This window comes from Herbaspirillum seropedicae (genome assembly GCF_001040945.1).
Classification (GTDB): Bacteria; Pseudomonadota; Gammaproteobacteria; order Burkholderiales; family Burkholderiaceae_D; genus Herbaspirillum; species Herbaspirillum seropedicae.
In genome coordinates this window covers 2,630,268-2,651,158 of sequence record NZ_CP011930.1, presented here as the reverse complement: position 1 = coordinate 2,651,158, position 20,891 = coordinate 2,630,268, and the positions used below count along the sequence as shown (strand labels likewise).

17 protein-coding genes are annotated in these 20,891 nt (G+C 65.2%); 8 read left to right on the top strand and 9 right to left on the bottom strand.

All coding sequences use genetic code 11. From position 1 onward, the window contains the following. Positions 1-112: 112 nt before the first annotated feature. The 6 genes from ACP92_RS11690 to ACP92_RS11665 form a co-directional block, all read right to left on the bottom strand. The gene (locus tag ACP92_RS11690) at positions 113-1,141 is read right to left on the bottom strand and encodes a TauD/TfdA family dioxygenase (RefSeq protein WP_013234320.1); all 1,029 of its coding nucleotides are present in this window, start codon (positions 1,139-1,141) and stop codon (positions 113-115) included. 5 nt (positions 1,142-1,146) lie between these two features. After that, positions 1,147-1,839, bottom strand: coding sequence for a 4'-phosphopantetheinyl transferase family protein (locus ACP92_RS11685; RefSeq protein ID WP_049788059.1), 693 nt, complete (start codon positions 1,837-1,839; stop codon positions 1,147-1,149). Beyond that, positions 1,829-2,581 (bottom strand): thioesterase II family protein, encoded by a 753-nt coding sequence (locus tag ACP92_RS11680; protein WP_041310714.1) that lies wholly within the window; start codon positions 2,579-2,581, stop codon positions 1,829-1,831. Before ACP92_RS11680 ends, ACP92_RS11685 begins: the two co-directional genes overlap by 11 nt. 3 nt (positions 2,582-2,584) lie before the next feature. Further along, positions 2,585-2,806 (bottom strand): MbtH family protein, encoded by a 222-nt coding sequence (locus tag ACP92_RS11675; RefSeq protein WP_013234317.1) that lies wholly within the window; start codon positions 2,804-2,806, stop codon positions 2,585-2,587. 165 nt (positions 2,807-2,971) lie between these two features. Continuing rightward, positions 2,972-3,508, bottom strand: coding sequence for an RNA polymerase factor sigma-70 (locus ACP92_RS11670; protein WP_013234316.1), 537 nt, complete (start codon positions 3,506-3,508; stop codon positions 2,972-2,974). Positions 3,509-3,588: 80 nt separating this feature from the next. Beyond that, the gene (locus ACP92_RS11665; protein WP_156181776.1) at positions 3,589-6,066 is read right to left on the bottom strand and encodes a TonB-dependent siderophore receptor; all 2,478 of its coding nucleotides are present in this window, start codon (positions 6,064-6,066) and stop codon (positions 3,589-3,591) included. Between the two features lie 427 nt (positions 6,067-6,493). Between ACP92_RS11665 and ACP92_RS11660 the strand changes: the two genes are divergently transcribed. The 8 genes from ACP92_RS11660 to ACP92_RS11625 all read left to right on the top strand — a co-directional run bounded on the left by ACP92_RS11660 (position 6,494) and on the right by ACP92_RS11625 (position 14,238). Then, positions 6,494-7,000 (top strand): rhodanese-like domain-containing protein, encoded by a 507-nt coding sequence (locus tag ACP92_RS11660; RefSeq protein ID WP_013234314.1) that lies wholly within the window; start codon positions 6,494-6,496, stop codon positions 6,998-7,000. Between the two features lie 57 nt (positions 7,001-7,057). Next, entirely contained in the window at positions 7,058-7,981 is a 924-nt protein-coding gene (gene epsC, locus ACP92_RS11655) for a serine O-acetyltransferase EpsC (RefSeq protein WP_013234313.1), read from the top strand. 9 nt (positions 7,982-7,990) lie between these two features. Continuing rightward, the gene (locus ACP92_RS11650) at positions 7,991-8,308 is read left to right on the top strand and encodes a helix-turn-helix domain-containing protein (RefSeq protein ID WP_013234312.1); all 318 of its coding nucleotides are present in this window, start codon (positions 7,991-7,993) and stop codon (positions 8,306-8,308) included. Between the two features lie 77 nt (positions 8,309-8,385). Beyond that, positions 8,386-9,318, top strand: coding sequence for a family 2A encapsulin nanocompartment shell protein (locus ACP92_RS11645; RefSeq protein ID WP_013234311.1), 933 nt, complete (start codon positions 8,386-8,388; stop codon positions 9,316-9,318). 12 nt (positions 9,319-9,330) lie between these two features. Continuing rightward, positions 9,331-11,229, top strand: coding sequence for a family 2A encapsulin nanocompartment cargo protein cysteine desulfurase (locus ACP92_RS11640; RefSeq protein ID WP_048348542.1), 1,899 nt, complete (start codon positions 9,331-9,333; stop codon positions 11,227-11,229). Between the two features lie 237 nt (positions 11,230-11,466). Further along, positions 11,467-12,474, top strand: coding sequence for a taurine ABC transporter substrate-binding protein (tauA, locus tag ACP92_RS11635; RefSeq protein WP_013234309.1), 1,008 nt, complete (start codon positions 11,467-11,469; stop codon positions 12,472-12,474). A 100-nt stretch (positions 12,475-12,574) separates the two neighbouring features. Next, a complete protein-coding gene (locus ACP92_RS11630) occupies positions 12,575-13,360 on the top strand; it encodes a taurine ABC transporter ATP-binding protein (RefSeq protein WP_013234308.1) in 786 nt (261 codons plus the stop codon). Then, a complete protein-coding gene (locus ACP92_RS11625) occupies positions 13,357-14,238 on the top strand; it encodes an ABC transporter permease subunit (protein WP_013234307.1) in 882 nt (293 codons plus the stop codon). The genes ACP92_RS11630 and ACP92_RS11625 overlap by 4 nt, the downstream gene beginning before the upstream one ends. A gap of 106 nt (positions 14,239-14,344) precedes the next feature. Here ACP92_RS11625 and ACP92_RS11620 read toward each other — a convergent pair whose 3' ends face one another. From ACP92_RS11620 to treS, 3 genes are all read right to left on the bottom strand, one after another. Then, positions 14,345-14,818, bottom strand: a complete 474-nt coding sequence (locus ACP92_RS11620; RefSeq protein WP_013234306.1) for a hemerythrin domain-containing protein — start codon at positions 14,816-14,818, stop codon at positions 14,345-14,347. Positions 14,819-14,934: 116 nt separating this feature from the next. Continuing rightward, positions 14,935-17,349, bottom strand: a complete 2,415-nt coding sequence (gene glgB, locus ACP92_RS11615) for a 1,4-alpha-glucan branching protein GlgB (RefSeq protein ID WP_041310711.1) — start codon at positions 17,347-17,349, stop codon at positions 14,935-14,937. Positions 17,350-17,383: 34 nt separating this feature from the next. Next, on the bottom strand, positions 17,384-20,890 hold the full coding sequence (gene treS, locus ACP92_RS11610) for a maltose alpha-D-glucosyltransferase (RefSeq protein ID WP_013234304.1): 3,507 nt from the start codon (positions 20,888-20,890) through the stop codon (positions 17,384-17,386). Between the last annotated feature and the right edge of the window lies 1 nt (position 20,891).

The following is a 20,891-nucleotide window of genomic DNA, read 5'->3' as shown; positions in this document are numbered from 1 at the left end:
GTCCTGAGGGTGAAGAAGGCGCGCCTTCGGCGTTCAAGCGCGCGCTCGTTATGCTGGTTATGCTGGTTATGCTGGTTACGCTGCTGACGAAGAGAGGGCGCTGCTGGGCGGATCAGCCCTGGTGCAGGTTGCCGTGCGGCTCGGCCATGGCCACCACCACCTTGCGCGGCCCTTCGAAGGGGGTGCGCGCATGGGCGGCCAGCATGTTGTCGAGCATGAGTACGTCGCCGGCTTCCCAGGGGAAGATGACGGTTTCCTGGTCCAGCACGGCGCGCACCTCCTCGAGCATGCTGTCGGGGATGGGCGAGCCATCGGCGAAGAGCACATTGCGCGGCAGGTTGTCTACGCCGAGCATGTCTTCCAGGCTCTCGCGCACATCGGCCTGCAGATTGGAGGGATGGAACAGGTGCGCCTGGTTGAACCAGACCATCTCGCCGCTGCGCGGATGGCGCTCCACGCCCTGGCAGCGCTGGATGGTGCGCATGCTGCCGTCGGCCTTCCATTCCCATTGCACCCCGGCGCGGCGGCAGAAGGCCTCGACCTGGGCGCGGTCGTCGGTGTTGAAGACCTGCTGCCAGGGCACGTCGAAGTCGCTGTCGTAGTTGCGCACATACACCAGCCCGGCGGCAAAACGCTCGCGGATGGCCGCTGGCATGCGCCGATAGATCGCGCGGCTGTCGGCAATGGGCGTCTCGCCGCCAGCCTGTGCGGCGGTGACGCAGTGGAACCAGATCTTCATCGGCCACTCGCGGGTGTAGGCCTGCTCGTTATGCAGCGGGATGTGCTGGTGCGCCGGATATTCGGTGGAGGTATAGACCCCCGAGGACACGTTCGAGCGCGGCGTGGAGGCAAATTCATAACTCAGCAGCGCATGGCCGAAGGCGGCGGCGAAAGCGCGGAAAACCGCCACTTCCGGCACCGCATAGCCGCGCAGCAGCACGCCGCCGACCTGCTGCACGGTGGCGTCGATCCAGTCGCGCTGGTGTTCGAAGGCCTGCTGCAGCGGCTGGCCGGGACCGTCCGCTTGCAGCAGCGCCGGCAGCGCGCTGGCGGGCGGCGCCTTGCTGCGCCAAGGCGTCGTCAGGTCGGCGGGAAAAGCGGTGGCCTGCGGATGCAGGGCCGATGCGATGTCTGTAGGCATGTTCTTCAGGGCGTGGAGAGCCAGGCCACTGCGGCGGCGTAACCAGGCGGGGAAACGAGTTGGCAGGCCTGGACCTCGGCCCAGCCGGCTTGGTCGTGCGCGATGGCGTAACTGCCGTCGGCACGGGGATGGATGCTGAGCGCCTGCAGGTGCTCGCCGATGCCCACGCCCAGCGCCTTGAGCACGGCTTCCTTGCCGGTCCAGCGGGCGAAGAAGTCGCAGGGCTGGATCTGGCCATCGCGGCGTTCGCGCTCGGACCAGGCCAGTTCGGCCAGGCTGCCCACGTCCAGTCCAGGATCGCGGTATTCGATGTCGACACCCACTTCGCCCTGCTCCGACAAGGCCAGCAACACGTAGTCGCCGGCATGGGAGAGGTTGAAATGCAGGCTGTCGCACTGCGCCAGGCGCGGTTTGCCGAACGGGCCGACCATGAAGTCCAGCCGGGAGGGCGGGCAATCCAGCCGGCGCGCCAGCAGCAGGCGCAAGAGCGCATGCGCCAATGCATAGCGGCGACGGTCGGCGGGACGGACCAAGGCGTCCATGCGCACGCGCTCGGCGCTGCTCAGCTGGGCGCGTGCGGCGGCGAGCAGGCCGGCGTCCGCTCCGGTCTCGATATCGGCCAGGCAGTACTGCCAGACCTCGATGCCAGGCGGCAAGCCGGTGCAGGCGGCAAGCTCGGCGGGCATGTCACGCTGCATGGCTGGCCTCCTGGCAAGACGGCGCGCAAATCCCGTCCAGACGCGCCGCCAGATGCGCCAGCAGTGCGTCCTGCTGGGCGTGGAGATAGAAGTGGCCACCGTCGAACCACTGCAGGTCGAAGGCGGCGCGGGTCTCCTCGCGCCAGGCGTTCAGGCAGACGGCATCGATCTCGTCGCTGCGCCCTGCATAGACTTGCAGCGGCATCGTCAGCGGCGGGCCGGGATGGCGGATGAAACTGGCGCAGACGGCGTAGTCTGCCGCCAGCACGTCCAGCGTCATGGACAGCAATTCACGGTCTTCAAAGACTTCCGGATCGGTGCCGCCCAGACGACGCAGGTCGTGCAACAGCGAGGCGGTGTCGCTGGCCGCGAAACGATGGGTGTCACGGCGAGATGGCGCGGCGCTGGCCGACAGCAACAGCGCATCCGGCTGCCGCAGCGCGGGCTGCAGCGCCAGGCGGCGCGCCATCCCGTAGGCCAGCAGCGCACCCATGCTATGACCGAAGAGGGCATAGCGCGCCTGCGGCCAACTGGCCAGGTCGGCAGCCACCCGGCCGGTCAATTGCATGCTGAGGGTATCGAAGTCGCGCAGCGCCGTTTCGGCCATGCGGCTGCCGCGTCCTGGCAGCTCCAGCGGCAGCACCTGGATATGGGCAGGCAGCAGGCGCCGCCAGCGCAGGTAGCTGCTGGCGCTGCCGCCGGCGCACGGCAGGCAGAACAGGAGCCAGGTCGGAGCCATCATGGCTCAGCCCGCGGCGTTCTGTTCCTGTTCCATGAAGCGCCGCAGGCTCAGCGGGCGCATGTCGGTCCAGACCTTCTCGACATGCGCCAGGCAAGTCGCTTTGTCGCCGCTGACGCCCACATCGGTCCAGCCCGGCGGAATGGCCTTGTAGTCGGGCCAGATGGAATATTGCTCTTCGTGATTGACCAGTACGCGGAACACCGCATCGTCAGCATCAAAACTCATGGCCTGCTCTCCCTGTCATGCGCAATTGCTTGCATCGTAAATAAAAACGTGTCTCATTAACGATGACGAGGCAGCACTCGAAAAATTTAGTCGCGCCAGTGAAAGTTCATGCGCAGGTCATGAAGGATCATGCAGAGCGCACGTCCTCGCCTGCCCGCTCCGGGCTCAGGAGCCGGCCAGTTCCGGTTCGTTCTGCAGCAGGTTGCGGCAGCAGGCCAGGGCGTCGCGGATCATGAAGTTGACCAGCGTGGTAGAGATGTTGAGCTCGGCCGCAATCTCGCGCTGGGTCAGCCCGGACAGCCGGTACAGCTCGAAGGCGCGGCGCGTGCGGGCCGGCAGGCCTTCCAGCGCGCGGCCGATCATGGACAGGTATTGCCGGCTGATGGCGATGGCTTCGGGCGAATCGCCTTCCTGGTGGACGTCCAGGCCATCCTCCTCTTCGGTGAAGACATCGCATTCGAAGGCGCTGCGCCGATGACGGTCGATGGCCAGGTTGCGCACGATGCGGTAGAGGTAGGCCACCGGCTGCTTGATATCGAAGTCGTCAGGGACTTCGGCGATCTTGATGAATGTATCCTGGACCACGTCGTCGGCCCGGTGCGGGCAACCCAGGATGCGCGTGGCCACGTCGCGCAGGCGTGCGCGATGCTCGATGAATTGCTCCCGTAGACGGGCGGCTTGCGTTGACGTTGTGTGGTTCACCTTGTCCTGCCTTCCTTGAATTGCGCCGGCATCGATACAGCATCGATGCCGGCCATGCGCGGCCATGGCGACGGCTGGGCCTACCAACGATAACGGGCGCTGAGGACCGCAGTGCGTTCCGGCGCCCAGAAACAGGTCAGCGTGGGCTCGGCCAGGCAAGAGGTGTATTGCCGGTTGGCGAGGTTGCTGACATTGAATGCATAACGCCATGGCCCACGGTCGATGCGCACCATGGCGTCGAGGATGACCTGGGCGGCGTTTTCCACGGTATTGGCGGCGGTGGCGTAGTTGCGCCCGGTATAGCGCGCCCCGGCGCCAACGCCCATGCCGGCCAGGTCGCCGCGCTGCACGGTGTAGTCCAGCCAGAGCGAGGCGGCCTGGCGCGGCACCAGGATGGGCGTCTTGCCGATCAGTTCGGGGGCGGCGTTCTGGGTGTTGACCACTTGCGCATAGGTATAGGCAGCTGTCACGTTCAGGCCAGGCAGGAGCTCGCCCTTGGCTTCCAGCTCTACGCCGCGTGAACGGACCTGGCCGTTGGAGACGGAGAAGTTGGCATGCAGCGGGTCCGAGCCCAGGGCGTTGTCCTTGACCAACTGGTAGAGGGCGGCGGTATAGACGGCGCGTCCATGACCGGGTTGGTACTTGACGCCGGCCTCGATCTGCCTGGCCGTGGCGGCCTTGAAGGGCTTGCCATCGACGTCCTGCCCAGCCTGCGGCAGGAAGGAGCTGCCGTAGCTGACATAGGGGGCCAGCTCCGGGCTGACCAGGTAGGACAGCCCGACACGGCCGCTGAAGGCGTTCTCTTCGGCAGCCTGGAGGCTGTTGTTGGCGGCATTGCGGGTGCTGTCGCGCGAACGGTCGTAGCGCGCCCCCAGGGTCAGCACGATGCGCTGGTAGCGGATCTGGTCCTGGGCGTAGAGTCCGGTCTGCACCAAGGTCTGGTCGAGGTCGCCGAAGCGGGTGGTGGCGGCCGGGATGGGCTGCGTGTAGACCGGGTTGTCGATGTCCAGGCTGGGGGCGACGCCACGGTAGCGCTGCTCGCGCGCGCTCATGTGCGACCAGTCCAGGCCCAGCAGCACCTGGTGCTCGGCCTGGCCCCATTGGACGCGGGCCAGGGCCTGGTTGTCCAGCAAGGTGTTCTCGACCTGCGTATCGTAGACGGCAGTACTGCGGCTGAGGATGCTGCCATTGAAGCTGCCCGGATTGACGGCGGCGTACTGCGAACGCAACGCCGCCTGGCGGAAGTGCTGGCGCAGCGTCCAGGTGGCGTCGAGCCGGTGTTCCAGCATCCAGCCCAGCGACCATTGTTCGCCGCGCTGCTGGTCAAAGTCAGGATCGCCCAGCAGCGTGTGGGTCTGGCTGCCATCGGCGCGCACGGCGGTCCAGCGTCCGCTGCCGCTGCGGTCCTTCAGGTATTCGGCCAGCAGGATGAGGGAGGTGTCGGCCGAGGGCCGGATCTTCAGCGAGGGCGCCAGGTAGAGGCGATCATTGTCGCCGGCGCGGCCATTGGCGTAGCGGAACTGGGTGTCGCCATCGAGCAGCAGGCCGACTAGGCGCGCCTGTACCCTGCCCTCCGGGTCGAGGTCTCCGCTCAGGTCAGCGGCCACCTGGCGACGCTGGAAGGAACCGACATCCACCATCAGCTCGTTGCGCGCGCCGCTGCCGGCCAGCTTGCTGACGCGATTGACGACGCCGCCCGGATCGGCCTGGCCGAAGCTTGCCGAGTTGGCGCCGCGCAGCACCTCCACCCGCTCCAGGCCATAGGTCTCGGTGCGGAACATGCCGAAACCGGACGGTATCTGACGCAGCCCGTTGAGGTAATTGCTGGTGGTCTGGGCGTTGATGAAGCCGCGCAGGTTGAAATAGTCATAACCACGCGGGTCCACCCCGTGGGTCTCGGTATTGGCGCCGGGCATGTAGCGCAGCACGTCCAGAATGCTGTTGGCGCCACGCGCCTCCATCTCGGCGCGCGTGACCACCGAGACCGATTGCGCAAGCTCCAGCAGCGGCGTATCGGTCTTGGTGGCCGTGGCGCTGCGCAGCGCCACATAGCCCTCCACCGGATCGGCCGCACCGGGCTCGTCGCGCCGGCCCGATACGGTGATATTGCCCAGGCGGTGCAAGGTATCGACCTGCTCGGGCGCGCCTTGCACCAGCGGCTGCAAGGCGTAGGCGCCGTTGTCCGAGCGCACGGCGCGCAGACCGCTGCCGGCCAGCAGCACCTCCAGGCCCTGGCTGACCGAGTATTCCCCTTGCAAGGCCGTGACCTGCCGCCCCTGCACCAGGGCCGAGGCATAGGACATGGTGATGCCAGCCTGGCGCGCAAAACGGTTCAGCGCATCCTCCAACGGCCCGGCCGCCACGTTGAAGTGGCGGCGCGCCTCGGGCGCGCCCTGCGCCTGGGTGACGACCGGCCACAGCAAGAGCATCGCCACGACCAGCAGCAGGCGCCACGCCAGCGGCGCAGCCACCCACTTCGGCAGCGCGGACAGCACGCCGCCGCAGCCCGGCGGGCAACGCGCGGGATGGGCCAGGTGGAGGAAAAGGCTTGCGTTCATCGGAGCATCGGGGTCAATCATCGGGGGCTTCTCTTTGTATGCCGAACGAGCTGCCCGAAACCCGTAATGCGGTTGGCGATTTTTTTTGCCGGCTGGATGGGCTGCGCGCGCGCCGTGCCAGCGCGGCGCATAAATGCGCCTGACGCCGGTGTCGTAGCGAGCCGACATATCTTCATCCGACTTTGTAAATAGTAATTATTCGCATTTTAATGAGTCATCCCCGGGTTGACAACGATCGGGGACATTCACCGTGGCCAGCGGCATCGTCTGCGATCGCGCCCTGCTTATGCGTTTTTCTTCTTTCAAGCTTCTTTTTTATTCGTTCCCCAGATCCAGGGGCGGTTTTACAGTGAGCTCATCGATTGCCGTCTATAGCCGCCAAATGGCAGCGCGGTGAACATCAATTCCCTGTCATGGAGAAACCCCGATGTCTTCCTTGTCGTCCGTAGCCACCCTGAGCGCCCCCGCCCCCCAAGCCAGCCAGCGCGAGCTGCCGCCGGAACTGGCGCAGATCCGCGCACAGGCCATCGCCGATGGTCTCCCGTACGCCGGCGGCATCACGCCCAAGCAGGCCTGGGCCCTGGTGCAGACTGGCAAGGTGCTGCTGGTGGATGTGCGTACGGCAGAAGAACGCAAGTTCGTTGGCCATGTTCCCGACAGCCTGCATGTGGCATGGGCCACCGGCACCTCGCTGTCGCGCAATCCGCGCTTCGTGCGCGAACTAGAAAGCAAGCTGGGCGGCAAGGACGTGCCGGCGCTGCTGCTATGCCGTAGCGGCAAGCGCTCTGCCGCCGCTGCGGAAGCCGCGACCAAGGCCGGGCTGAGCTGTATCTTCAATGTGCTGGAGGGCTTTGAAGGCGAGCTCGATGCCGCCCAGCAGCGCGGCAAAGCCGACGGCTGGCGCTTCCACGGCCTGCCCTGGGTGCAGGACTGAGCCGGTCTCGCCTGCGTGCGCCTGCGGCCCTCAAACAAGAACAGTCAAGAGAATTCCATGGCCAATTTCGACATCCACCAGATCGTCCAGTCCCTGCACGAAGCCCGTGTGGGCTGGCGGGTCGCCCAGCGGCGCAACAATGATTCCAGTGGCCGCGAGTTTCCCTCGCGCGACGCTCTCGATGGCATCGTCACCACGCTCAAGGGCGTGCTCTTCCCGATGCGGCTGGGCCCGCCCGACCTGCGCCAGGAGAGTGAGAACTTCCACGTCGCCCATGCGCTCGATGCCGCCTTGCACGCCCTGCTGGGCCAGGTGCGGCTGGAACTGAAGTACAGCGCTGGTCTCTCCGGGCGACCCACGCCCAACCTGGAACAGGACGCCATTTCCATCACCCGCGCCTTTGGCGCCTCGCTGCCGCAGATCCGCAGCCAGCTCGATACCGACGTGCTGGCCGCCTATCAGGGCGACCCCGCGGCGCGCAGCGTGGACGAAGTGCTGCTGTGCTATCCCGGTGCGCTGGCCATGATCCACTACCGCCTGGCGCATCGCCTCTACCAGCTTGGCCTGCCGCTGCTGGCGCGCATCATCGCCGAGCTGGCGCATGCGGCCACGGGCATCGACATCCATCCGGGAGCGCAGATCGGCACAGGCTTTTTCATCGACCATGGCACGGGTGTCGTGATCGGCGAGACCGCCGTCATCGGCAACAACGTCCGCATCTACCAGGCCGTGACGCTTGGCGCCAAGCGTTTCCCCACGGACGCCGACGGCAAGCTGGAAAAAGGCCGGGCGCGCCACCCCATCGTCGAGGATGACGTGGTGATCTACGCGGGCGCGACCATTCTGGGACGCATCCGCCTGGGCCGTGGCGCGGTCATCGGCGGCAATGTCTGGCTCACGCATGACGTCCCCGCCGGCGCCCATATCTCGCAGGCGGCGTCACGCGAGGATTCCTTGTCCCTGGCCAACGCCGGCGCGTGAGGGGGCAGCATGAGAAAGCCCGTTCGTCCTGCCCGCCAGGCCGATGTCGAGGCGCTCTCCAGCGCCCTGGTGCAGAGCTTTGGGATCGGCGTGCGCCAGCTGCGGCGCGCGCGCGGCTGGTCGCAGGAAAGGCTGGCCGAGAACTCCAACCTGAATCGTTCCTACATCGGCGAGATCGAGCGCGGCACCGCCATTGCCTCGCTGGTGACCGTGGAGAAGCTGGCCACCGCGCTCACGCTCTCGCCCTCGGCCCTGGTCACGCATGGCGAGCGCATCCACCAGCAGAATCTGGTGCGCGGCCTGCAGTTGATGGCTATAGCATGTTGAGCTGCACGGCCTGAGCCCCGACACTTCGCCTGTTCACTTCCCCCCCTTCCCTGCAACCTCACTCTTACGGAGTCCAGATGTCCGCAACTGTCGGCGGTACCACCGCACTCGGCGATAATGCAGCACGGCAACTAGCCAATGCCACCAAGACCGCTCCCCAGCTCGAAACCATCAGCCCGCGCTGGTTGACGCACCTGCTGCAATGGGTGCCGGTCGAAGCCGGCATCTATCGCTTGAACAAGGTCAAGAATCCGGAATCGATCAAGGTCACCTGCACCGCCCGCCAGGAAGAAAACCAGTTACCGCGCACCTTCGTGGATTACGAAGAACAGCCGCGCGAATACTTCCTCAATGCCGTCTCCACGGTGCTGGACGTGCATACCCGCGTCTCCGACCTGTACAGCAGCCCGCATGACCAGATCAAGGAACAGCTGCGTCTGACCATCGAGACCATCAAGGAAAACCAGGAAAGCGAACTCATCAACAATCCCGACTACGGCCTGCTGGCCCAGGTGACCGACGAACAGCGCATCTTCCCGCTGACCGGCGCGCCGACCCCGGACGACCTGGACGAGTTGCTGACCAAGGTATGGAAAGAACCGGCCTTCTTCCTGGCGCACCCGCTGGCCATCGCCGCCTTCGGTCGCGAAGCCACGCGCCGCGGTACGCCGCCGCCGACCATCAGCCTGTTCGGTTCGCAGTTCATCACCTGGCGCGGCATTCCGCTGATCCCCTCGGACAAGGTGCCGGTGGCCGATGGCAAGAGCAAGATCCTGCTCCTGCGCGTGGGTGACAAGCGCCAGGGCGTGGTCGGCCTGTACCAGCCGGGCCTGCCGGGCGAACAGAGTCCGGGCCTGTCGGTGCGCTTCATGGGCATCAACAATCACGCCATCGCCTCTTACCTGATCTCGCTCTATTGCTCGCTGGCCGTGCTGACCACCGATGCGCTGGCGGTGCTGGACGATGTCGAGGTCAACAAGTACCACGACTATCCTGACACCTACAAATAAGAGGCCGCCAACGTGAGCATCCTCACTCCCGCATCCCAGGGCGGCGGCTTGCCCGGCCAGGACGCGTCGGCAGCGCCCTTCGACCCGGCGCTGCTGGCGCGCCTGGCCAACGAGCTGTTCGCCGCGCCCACCGCACCGGCCTGGACGCCGGGCCAGGCGCCAGGAGCCCAGCCGCCGGCCAACTTCACGCCACCGGCCTCGCCGCTGTCCAGTCCGGCAGGGACCAGCCAGGGTGTGCCCGGCACGGCCATCCCGCAAGGACTGGCGCCGGGCCTGAACCTGATTCCCTCGTCGCCCCACCAAGTGCTGACCCTGGGCAACCGGGCTCCTGCACTGGCGCCAGCAGCACCAGCCGGCAATGGCACGCCGGACAAGGTGTTTGCCGCCCTGCCCGCCTATGAGCCGCGCCTGGGCGGCGCCGTCACGGGTGCGCCGCAAGCGGCCGCACCATCGACGCCTGCTGCCCCTTCCACGGCCAGGTATTACTTCCTCGATGGCGGCCATGGCCATCCGCGCGGCAGTGCGGCTGCTCCCGCTGCGGCTCCCCTCTCGAGCAGTTCAGCCGGCGCGGCCAGCAGCCCGCAGTATTACTTCCTGCACGCGGTGGAGCTGCCCAGCGGCTACGTCACGCCGGCCAAGCCAGCGCCGCACGCGGTGCACCAGCCTGCCGGTGCGCAGCAGGCGGCGGCATTCGATGTCCACACCGTGCGCCGTGACTTCCCTATCCTGCAGGAACGCGTCAATGGCCGGCCACTGATCTGGTTCGACAACGCCGCCACCACGCACAAGCCGCAATCGGTGATCGACCGCATCAGCGAGTTCTATCGCCGCGAAAACTCCAACATCCACCGCGCCGCGCACGAGCTGGCCGCGCGCGCCACCGACGCCTACGAAGGCGCACGGGAGCGGGTGCGGGCTTTCCTGAACGCGCCGGACGTCAACGAAGTCATCTTCGTGCGCGGCACCACCGAAGCCATCAACCTGGTGGCCAAGTCCTGGGGCGGCAAGCATGTGGGCGCGGGTGACGAGATCATCGTCTCGCACCTGGAACACCACGCCAACATCGTGCCCTGGCAGCAACTGGCCGCCGAAAAAGGCGCCAAGCTGCGCGTGATCCCGGTCGATGATTCCGGCCAGGTGCTGCTGGATGAATACGCCAAGCTGCTCAACGAGCGCACCAGGATCGTCGCTGTGACCCAGGTTTCCAACGCATTGGGGACCATCACACCGACCAAGCAGATCGTCGAACTGGCCCGGCTGGCCGGTGCGCGCACGCTGGTCGATGGGGCGCAGTCGGTATCGCACATGCGCACCGATGTGCAGGCGCTGGGCGCGGACTTCTTCGTCTTCTCCGGCCACAAGGTATTCGGACCGACCGGTATCGGCGCCCTGTGGGGCCGGCGTGACGTGCTGGAAGACATGCCGCCCTGGCAAGGCGGCGGCAACATGATTGCCGATGTCACCTTCGAGAAGACCATCTTCCAGCCCCTGCCCAACACCTTCGAAGCCGGCACCGGCAATATCGCCGACGCCGTCGGACTGGGAGCGGCCATCGATTACGTGAACCGCGTCGGCATCGACAACATCGCCGCCTACGAACACGCCCTGCTGGAATATGGCATGCACCAGCTGGGCGAGATCGAGGGCTTGCGCCTGATCGGCACGGCCGCCCACAAGGCCAGCGTGATGTCCTTCGTGCTGGAGGGCTACAGCACCGAGGACGTCGGCAAGGCGCTCAACCAGGAAGGCATCGCGGTGCGCACCGGCCACCACTGCGCCCAGCCCATCCTGCGCCGCTTCGGCGTGGAGACCACGGTACGGCCCTCGCTGGCCTTCTACAACACCTTCGAGGAAATCGATTGCCTGCTGACGGTGGTGCGCCGGCTGGCGGCCCAGCGTCATCGGCGCTGATCCCTTCCTGCAGGACTTGCAACGGCCGCCTCGTGCGGCCGTTTTTTTTTGTTCCTTGGAAAACGCCGTGGACCGATGCGCAGACTGTCGAGCACTGGCAGATCAACGCACGCCGCCATCGGCGAAATCCGCATAAGAAACGGCGAAAACGGTCGTTGTGCAAGCCGCACCTGCTTTGCATACTCAGCAACTGCGCAATGTTGCACACCCCGTTGAAACCAATAACAGGAACCAGCAATGAACATCACAAGAAGAGTATTCAACACCGCCATCGCCGCCCTGCTGCTGGCCGGCGCTGGCGCCAACGCTGCCGACAAGCCCATCGTGGTGGGCTACCAGAGCGACGCCCTGCCGTCCTCCCTGGCCATTGCCAATGGCGAATTCGAAAAGGCGACCGGAAAGAAGATCGACTTCCGCAAGTTCAACTCCGGCGCTGATGTGATCGCGGCCATTGCCGGCGGCGACGTGCAGGTGGGCTACGTGGGCTCGAGCCCGCTGGCGGCTGCGGCTTCGCGCGGGCTGGACGTCAAGGCCTTCTACCTGGCCTCGATCTCCGGGACCGATGAAGCCCTGGTGGTGCGCAATGGCGCGGGCATCAACAGCGTGGCCGACCTCAAGGGCAAGAAGCTGGCTGCCGCGCCTGTCTCCACCGACCATTACCAGTTGCTGGCGCTGATCAAGAGCCAGGGCTGGACCGAGAAGGATGTGAAGGTCTTCGCCATTCCCCAGCCTGACATCGTTGCCGCCTACAACCGTGGCGACATCGACGGCGGCTTCGTCTGGGACCCGGCGCTGACCGAACTGAAGAAGAACGGCAAGGTCCTGGTGACCTCCAAGGACGTGGCCGACAAGGGCGCGCCGACCTTCTCGGCCTGGATCGCCACGGGCAGCTTTGCCAAGGAACACCCGGAATTCCTGAAGACCTTCAGCGCCGTGATCGACAAGGCCAGCCTCTCCTTCCAGAACGACAAGGCCGCCTGGAACAAGGATAGCGAGAACGCCCGCCTGCTGGCCAAGCTGCTCGGCGGCACGCCCGCCGACCAGGCCGCCGGCCTGCAGAACCTGAACCTGGTGCCAGTGGCCGCCCAGGCTTCGCCGACCTGGCTGGGTGGGGGCGAGAACTCCGGCATCGCCAGGATCCTCAAGGAAACCGCCGTCTTCCTGAAGGAACAGAAGAAGATCTCCGACGTGCTGCCCAGCTACGCGGCCTTCGTGACTCCGACGGCAGTGGCCGGACTGAAGTAAGCCACCCTGCCCGTAGATTGATGCCGTTTGCGGACTTGCCGTGCCGATAGGAAGACTAAGGCACGGCGCTTTCGCATCAACGGCCTGGAAAGAACAAGCCATGTTGAAAGTCGAAAACGCCAGCGTCTACTTTTCCGGACGGGACAAGCAGCGCGTCCATGCGCTGGACCGGGTCTCGCTGGACATTCCCAACGGCGGCTTCGTCGTCGCACTGGGAACCTCCGGCTGCGGGAAGTCCACCCTGCTCAATGCGATGGCCGGCTTCCTGCCGCTGTCCGAAGGGCGCATCAGCCTCGATGGCCAGCCGGTCTCGGGGCCGGGCGCCGAGCGCGGCGTGGTGTTCCAGAAGGACAGCCTGCTGCCCTGGAAATCGGTGCAGGACAACGTCGCCCTGGGGCTGAAGTTTGCCGGCGTCTCCAAGAGCGACAGCCGCGAGCGTGCGCAAGAACTGCTGCGCCTGGTGGGTCTGCAGGACTTCGCCCGCGCCGCGCCCTATGAGCTCTCCGGCGGCATGCGCCAGCGTGTGGGCCTGGCCCGCGCCCTGGCCCCCAACCCCAAGATCCTGCTCATGGACGAGCCTTTCGGTGCGCTCGACAGCATGACCCGCGAACAGATGCAGGAGTTGCTGGTTTCCGTCTGGGCACGCACGGGCAAGCAAGTTTTCTTCATTACCCATTCCATCGAGGAAGCCCTCTTCCTGGGCACTGAAGTGATCGTGATGTCACCCCGCCCGGGGCGCATCGTGGCCCGTTTCGAGACCGACTTCGTGCGCCGCTTCGCCGCCGGGTGCGAGGCACGCGCCATCAAGACCGAACCTGCCTTTGCCGAACTGCGCGAAGAGATCCGCGCCATCGTCCACCAGTCCGAGGACCTTGTTACATCATGAACGACCAAGTTCAACCGCTCCCCTTGCTCAACGCGCTGCGCCCCGATCCCTCCGCACAAGCCCAAGCCGACCAGCCGCCACCGCTGGTGAAGATGCGCAGCTTCGGTATCGCTGAAGGCTCCACGGCGCGCATCAGCATAGCGGCCGGCATCGTCATCCTAGCGCTGTGGTGGCTGATCGCGCAGACCGGCTGGGTGCCGCACCTGTTCCTGCCTACGCCGGCCGAGGTGCTCAAGGTCGCGCAGAGCATCTGGGAAGACGGCTATGCCAATGCCACCCTGGCCGAACACGTCGGCGCCAGTCTGCTGCGCATCCTCACGGCGGGCGTCATCGCGGTCTTGCTGGGCATCCCGGTGGGCTTGCTGATGGGGCTGAACCGCTGGGTCAAGGGCGTGCTGGACACGCCCATCGAGTTCTACTGGCCGCTGCCGCCGCTGGCTTATCTGCCGCTGATGATCATCTGGCTGGGCATCGGTGAAGCCTCCAAGATCACGCTGCTGACCCTGGCCATGTTTGCGCCGGTGGTCCTGTCGGCCCAGGCGGGCGTGCGTTCGCTGCCGCAGGAACGGGTCAATGCCGCGCTCTCGCTGGGCGCCACGCGCTGGCAACTGCTGACCGAAGTAGTGCTGCCCTCGGCGCTGCCGGAAATCCTGACGGGCATCCGCATCGCCCTGGGGGTGGGCTGGAGCACGCTGGTGGCGGCCGAGCTGATCGCCTCCAATCGCGGCATCGGCTACATGATCATGTCCGCTTCCCACTTCCTGGCCACCGACGCGGTCTTCGTGGGCATCGCCCTCATCGCCACCTGCGCGTTCGCCTTCAGCTATGGCATGCGCCTGCTGGAACGCGCGCTGGTTCCCTGGAAAGGCAAGAGCTGAAGCTTTCGGTCGTCCCTGCTTTCCGCCGCCGGTCCGCTCTCAGACCCTCGCCCACCCTATGCACTGCGACCAAGCTATCCTGACAAGCCGTGCATAGGGCGCGGACTCAAGACGCCACAGGTGCCAAGCCCTGCTCTTCCTGCATCTGGGTCTTGCCCTTGAGCAGTTCTGCGCCCAGCACCTGCAGGTCGAGATTGGCCTTGCGGACCTTGGGAAACATCTCGGACTCCTCTTCCTCGACGTGATGCTGGATCTGTTCGCTCAAGACCTTCATTTTCGCGTCAAACATGGGATCGTCTGCCTTGAGCTCGCCCAATTGCTTGATCAGATCCTTGGCTCCTGCATGCTCGACCACGGATTCATTCATCAGGTCATCGTCACCGATGCGCTGGCGCACCTGCGGGTAAAAGATCTTTTCTTCGATTTCCATATGGATGAGTAGCGCGCCGCAGACCTTTTGCGCGAGCTCGAATTTTTCTTGCGCGCTGGCCTTGTCCTTGATGTCTTCAAATTTTTCAAAGAGCTCTTCGGCTTCGCGATGGTCTCCCTGCAAGAGGGTAAGTGCGTCCTGGCTATCCATGAGTGTCTCCAAAGTACGTCGTTAGTCGGAAACCAGATGATGCGCTCAAGCCTGTCTGGGCAACATCGGCGGCACGGACGATGTGTTGTGGGATACCGCTGACGTCAGCGCTGACGTCAGCCCCGGCGCAGCACCAGCGTCGACAAGGGCGGCAAGGTCAGCACCAGCGAACTGGCGTGGCCATGACAGGCTTGCGCCTGCGCCCTCAACTGGCCGCCATTGCCCAGGTGGCTGCCGCCATAGCAATCTGCATCGGTATTGAGGATTTCCTCCCATCGATCCTGCTGGGTCTGGCCAGGGGGCACGCCTATCCGGTAGTGGTGGCGCGGCACCGGGGTCATGTTGATCACCACCAGGACCGGCGCTTCATCGTCCGTCTGGCGGAGATAGGCGAAGACGCTATTGAGCTCGTCATTGCCGACCACCCAGGAAAAGCCCTTGGCTTCCGTGTCATGCCGATACAGGGCCGGCGTGCCTGCGTACAGCCGGTTCAGGTCTCGCACCAGCCGCTGGACGCCACGGTGGTGGGCGTCGTCGAGCAGGTCCCAGTGCGGTGACCGGTCGGGGTCGAATTCCCTGGTTTCGGCAAACTCGCAGCCCATGAAGAGCAGCTTCTTGCCGGGATGCGTCCACATGAAGCCGAGATAGGCGCGCAGATTGGCGAAACGCTGCCAGGCGTCACCGGCCATCTTTTGCAGCAGCGTGCCCTTCCCATGCACCACTTCATCGTGGGAAATCGGCAGCACGAAGGATTCCGAAAACGCATAGATCATGCCGAAGGTGATGTCGTGATGATGGTAGCGGCGGTAGATGCTGTCGAGCTCCACATAACGTAGCGTGTCGTGCATCCAGCCCATGTTCCACTTGTAGGTGAATCCCAGGCCGCCCTCAGACACCGGCGCTGTCACGCCGGGCCAGGCGGTGGATTCCTCGGCGATCATCAGCGCCCCGGGGCAGCGCTCGGCGACGGTCTGGTTGAGCTCGCGCAGGAAATCCACGGCCTCCAGGTTTTCCCGGCCGCCATGGATGTTGGGCACCCATTGGCCGCTGCTGCGGCTGTAGTCGCGATAGAGCATGGACGCGACCGCGTCCACGCGCAGCCCATCGACATGGAAATGCTCCAGCCATTCCAGCGCGCTGGCGATCAGAAATCCGCGTACTTCGTGGCGTCCGAGGTTGTAGATGTGGGTGTTCCAGTCCTGATGGATGCCTTCGCGGGGATCGCCATGCTCGTACAAGGGCGTGCCATCAAAATAGGCCAGCCCATGCGGATCGGATGGGAAGTGCGCCGGCACCCAGTCGAGCAGCACGCCTATCCCGGCGCGATGGCAGGCATCCACGAACGTGGCAAACTCGGCCGGCGGACCGAAGCGCGCGCTGGGCGCGAACTGCGACAAGGGCTGGTAACCCCATGAGCCGCCAAAGGGATGCTCCATCACCGGCAGCAATTCCACATGCGTGAAGCCCATGCCTTTGACGTAGGGGATCAGGCGGTCCGCCAGTTCATTCCAGTCGAGGTTGCGGTTGCCCTCCCCCGGCAGCCGCAGCCACGAGGCGGCATGGACTTCATAGATCGACATCGGCGCTTGCCGGGTCTGCCCTTGCGCACGTTGCTGCAGCCAGTGCGCATCCTGCCAGCGGCGGCCGCTGACCAGCTTGCTGTCGTCGATGACGCGGGAGGCCGTGGCCGGCGGGACTTCCGTCGCCCGCGCCATCGGGTCGGCTTTGCCGGGCAACAGCTCGCCGTGGGGGCCGATGATTTCATACTTGTAGAGCGCACCATCGCCCAGGCGCGGGACGAACAGTTCCCACACACCGGCGCTCTGACGCAGGCGCATGGGATTGCGTCGGCCATCCCATTGATTGAAGTCGCCGATCACGGAGACGCGCTGCGCATTGGGCGCCCAGACCGCAAAGCGCACCCCTTCTACGCCGTCGATCTGCATGACTTGCGATCCTAAGCAGCGCGCCAGCTGCCGGTGCCGGCCTTCGCGGAAGAGATGCAGATCGAAATCGCTCAGCAAGAGGCCGAAAGCGTAGGCGTCTTCGGTGATCTGCAGCGTTTCCCTGCCGTCAGCGCCGCGCCAGGTGACGTGGAAGACATAGGGAATCGGGGGCTGCACTGCACGTCTGGGCAGCTTGACCTCGCCAAAGAAGACGCCGCTGCGCTGGCGCGGCGCTTCCTGGTCATGATCCGACTCGCCCTGGCCAGTGGCGGGCGACCACTCATGCAGGCTGCCCAACAGCGAACCCGTCGAGTCCGGCGCGTGAAGCTCGTCAGGTGCGGCGGACGTACGGGCATAGACCTGCACCGCGCTGGCGCCGGGGAAATAGCAGCAAAGCCGCAGCCGCTTGGCCTTGGCCTTCTGCGTCGCCTCCGGCGCGTCGGCGATCTCGCGCGGTCCCAGCAAGGCAAAGGGGTCTCCCAGTCGTCCCTGCATCAGGCGCGCGACCAGGGACTCATCCAGCACCACCTCCGATGGCGGCGCGCCTGGGGCTTCAGTGAGGCTTTTTCGTCGTGACGCTGGCATTGCTGCTCCTTTGTCGATCAGTCGTGTCGGGTCGCTATGCGCCATCTTCCTCGCCCAGTATCCGGTTCGCTATGAGGTACAGTCCCCGCAGCGGCACGTGCATCCACGTTGGCCGGTTGGCCGCTTCATAACAGATTTCATAGGCGGCCTTTTCCAGCGTGAACAGATCCAGCAGCAGAGCCTGTGCGTCCAGCGGCAGGCTCTGCTCCAGCAATGGATTGCCCAGGCGATAACCCTCCAGCAACGCGGCCTGGCAGGCCGGGGCGAAGCGTTGCAGGATCTGCTTCTTGCTGGCCAGCGCTGCCTCATCGAGATCAGTGGGTCCCATGGTGTGGCCAAAGGCGGCGGCATAGTCGAAGGAACGCAGCAGGCCCGCCACATCGCGCAGCGGACTTCCCTTGGCGCGGCGCTGTTCCAGTGGACGCGCCGGTTCGCCTTCGAAATCGACGATATAGACATCGTTGAAGGCAATGAGCACCTGGCCCAGATGCAGATCGCCGTGCAGGCGCATGGCCAGAGAGCCTTCAGCGGCTTGCGCCAGCGGATGGATGCGTTCCAGCAAGCGCTCGCGCTGCGCCAGCAAGCGGGCGGCATGGTGCGCCTCGGCTGCATCGGGCCACTCCTCTTTCTGGCGCAGGATGTCGAGGGCGGCCTCGAGCTGCTGGGCCGCGCCTTGCGCCCAGCTCCTCCAGACGGGCTCCCCTATCGTCTGCGGATCGAAGGCGGGGTCGTCGCTGGGCTGGCCCAGCAGGCTATGCATCTCGCCCAGCCGCTGCCCCAGCAAGCGCGAAAACGTCACCAGCTCGACCAGGGCGGAATTGTCATCGATCCCCTGGGCGTCCTGCGGGCGGGTGTTGGGCTGGCGCTGGGATTCATCCAGTGCTTCGCTCTGGATGGCGCGCTCCAGCGTGTCCATGCTCCACTGCCAGGCGTCGCCCTGGTTATCGACGTAGCGCTGTAGGACGATCAAGGCGTAGGGCGTGCCATCGTCGGCCACGCGCACCACCTCGCCCAAGGTGGCCGCCACGTTGGCGAAACCGCGCTCGGTCAGGTAGCGGCCCATCTCGATTTCGGGATGGATGCCTGGATTGACCTGCCTGAGCACCTTCATCATCATCACGTTGTTGATGACCACCGAGCTGTTGGATTGCTCCTGGGTGATGCGGCGCAATTCCAGCGCTGTGGTGAGGATGGCGGGGTCGAACGCTGCCGTGGGAATGCAGCGCAATTGCCCGGAACGGGTCTTGATGCTGGCGCTGTCGGCCAGCAACTCCAGCACGGCGACGATGAACGAGTCGAGCGCAAAGGCGTCGGTCAGGAAACCCACATTGCGCCCGCGTCGCACGCGTGACAGGGCCAACTGGTGAGGCAATGCGGAGACCGTGTCTTCTTCGCGGATGAAACCCAGGGGCAACAGATAGCGCTGCACGCTCCCTGCTCCCGCATCACCCTCGGTCCCGCTGCTGTGGACGTCGATCTCGGTGAGCACGATAGGCAGCGCGCCGGGCCGGGTCCTGGACATGGGCAAGGTGGTCGCTTCCCTCATCTCCACCTTGTCGATCTGCCGTTGCTTGCCTGCATACCAGCGGCGTTTGAGCAGATAGTGCGGAAGCACTTCCTGCTCCAGCAGCTTGCGCGCGGGCGGCTCCATGATTTCCTGCACACCCTTGCGCAATACCAGGGTCACGTATTCGGGCAGCGGCTCGGGCGTGGGGGCGCGCCACGATGGCATGTTGGCCTCCGGCGCCAGCAGGAACCAGTAGAAACCAAAGGGCGGCAAGGTCAGCAGGTAGTTGAGCTGCCCGATCGGCGGGAAGGCCGCGCCGCCCATCATCTCTATCGGAATGCGCCCGGCGAAGGCCGACAGGTCCAGCTCCACCGCCTGGGCCGACTGCGACACATTGGCCACGCACAGGATGGTCTCGGTCGCGCCGCCCGGCCTGGGATCGGTGAATTCCCTCAGATAGGCGAAGATCTTCCGGTTGCTGGGATAGACCAGTGCCAGGCTCCCCCGCCCGAAGGCCTGGTGCTGCTTGCGTACGTTGAGCAGGCGGCGCATCCAGTTGAGCATGGAGTGGCGGTCTGCGCTTTGGGCCTCGACATTGATGGTCTGGTAGCCGTATTGCGGGTCCATCAGCAGCGGCAAGACCAGCCGGGCCGGGTCCACCCGCGAAAAGCCGCCGTTACGGTCCGGCGTCCATTGCATGGGCGTGCGCACGCCGTCGCGGTCACCCAGGTGGATGTTGTCGCCCATGCCGATCTCGTCGCCGTAGTAGATCACGGGCGTACCGGGCATCGAGAGCAGGAAGCTGTTGAGCAGCTGGATGCGGCGCCAGTCCCGCTCCACCAGCGGCGCCAGGCGACGGCGGATGCCGAGGTTGATGCGAGCGCGGCGGTCGGGGGCATAGTGGTTCCACAGGTAGTCGCGCTCGGCATCGGTCACCATTTCCAGCGTCAGCTCATCGTGGTTGCGCAGGAAGATGGCCCATTGGCAGTCCGCCGGTATATCCGGGGTCTGGCGCAGGATGTCCGTAATGGGAAAGCGATCCTGGCTGGCCAGCGCCATGTACATGCGCGGCATCAGCGGAAAATGGAAGGCCATATGGCATTCGTCACTGTCGCCAAAATACTGCTGCACGTCTTCCGGCCACATATTGGCTTCGGCCAGCAGCATCCGGTCGGGATACTTGCTGTCCATCTCGGCGCGTATCCGTTTGAGGATGGCGTGCGTCTCCGGCAGGTTTTCGTTGGAGGTGCCTTCGCGCTCGATCAGGTAGGGCACGGCGTCCAGGCGCAGGCCATCGATGCCGAGATCGAGCCAGAACGACATCACATTGAGCACCGCCTTGAGGACGTGCGGATTATCGAAATTGAGATCGGGCTGATGCGAATAGAAGCGGTGCCAGAAATAGGCCTTGGCGACCGGGTCCCAGGTCCAGTTGGATTTTTCGGTATCGACAAAGATGATGCGGGTGTCGGCGTAGCTCTTGTCGTCGTCCGACCATACGTAGAAATTGCGCGCCACCGAGCCGGGACGCGCGCGCCGTGCGCGCTGGAACCAGGGGTGCTGGTCCGAGGTGTGGTTGATGACCAGTTCGGTGATCACGCGCAGGCCATGTTCATGGGCCGCAGCGATGAAGCGGCGCACATCGCTCATGTTGCCGTAGTCGGGGTGGACGTTCTTGTATTCCGAGATATCGTAGCCATCGTCGCGCCGCGGCGAGGGATAGAAAGGCAGCAGCCAGATGGTGTTCACGCCCAGCCCCGTGATGTAGTCCAGCTTCTGGATCAGCCCTGCGAAGTCGCCGATGCCGTCATCGTTGGCGTCGAAATAGGACTTGACGTGGATCTGGTAGATGACCGCGTCCTTGTACCAGAGCGGATCGCGGGTAAACTGCATGCCGGGCCGACTCTGCTTCGCCTGTCTGGGACGCTTGCGATTGCCGCTCTTGGCGTTGCGGGCGTAGGCGTTGCTGCTGCCGGGCTGTTGCGCCAGCGGGTCTCCCTGGTAGGCAGCGCCGCTCTCTTGGATGTTTTCCATC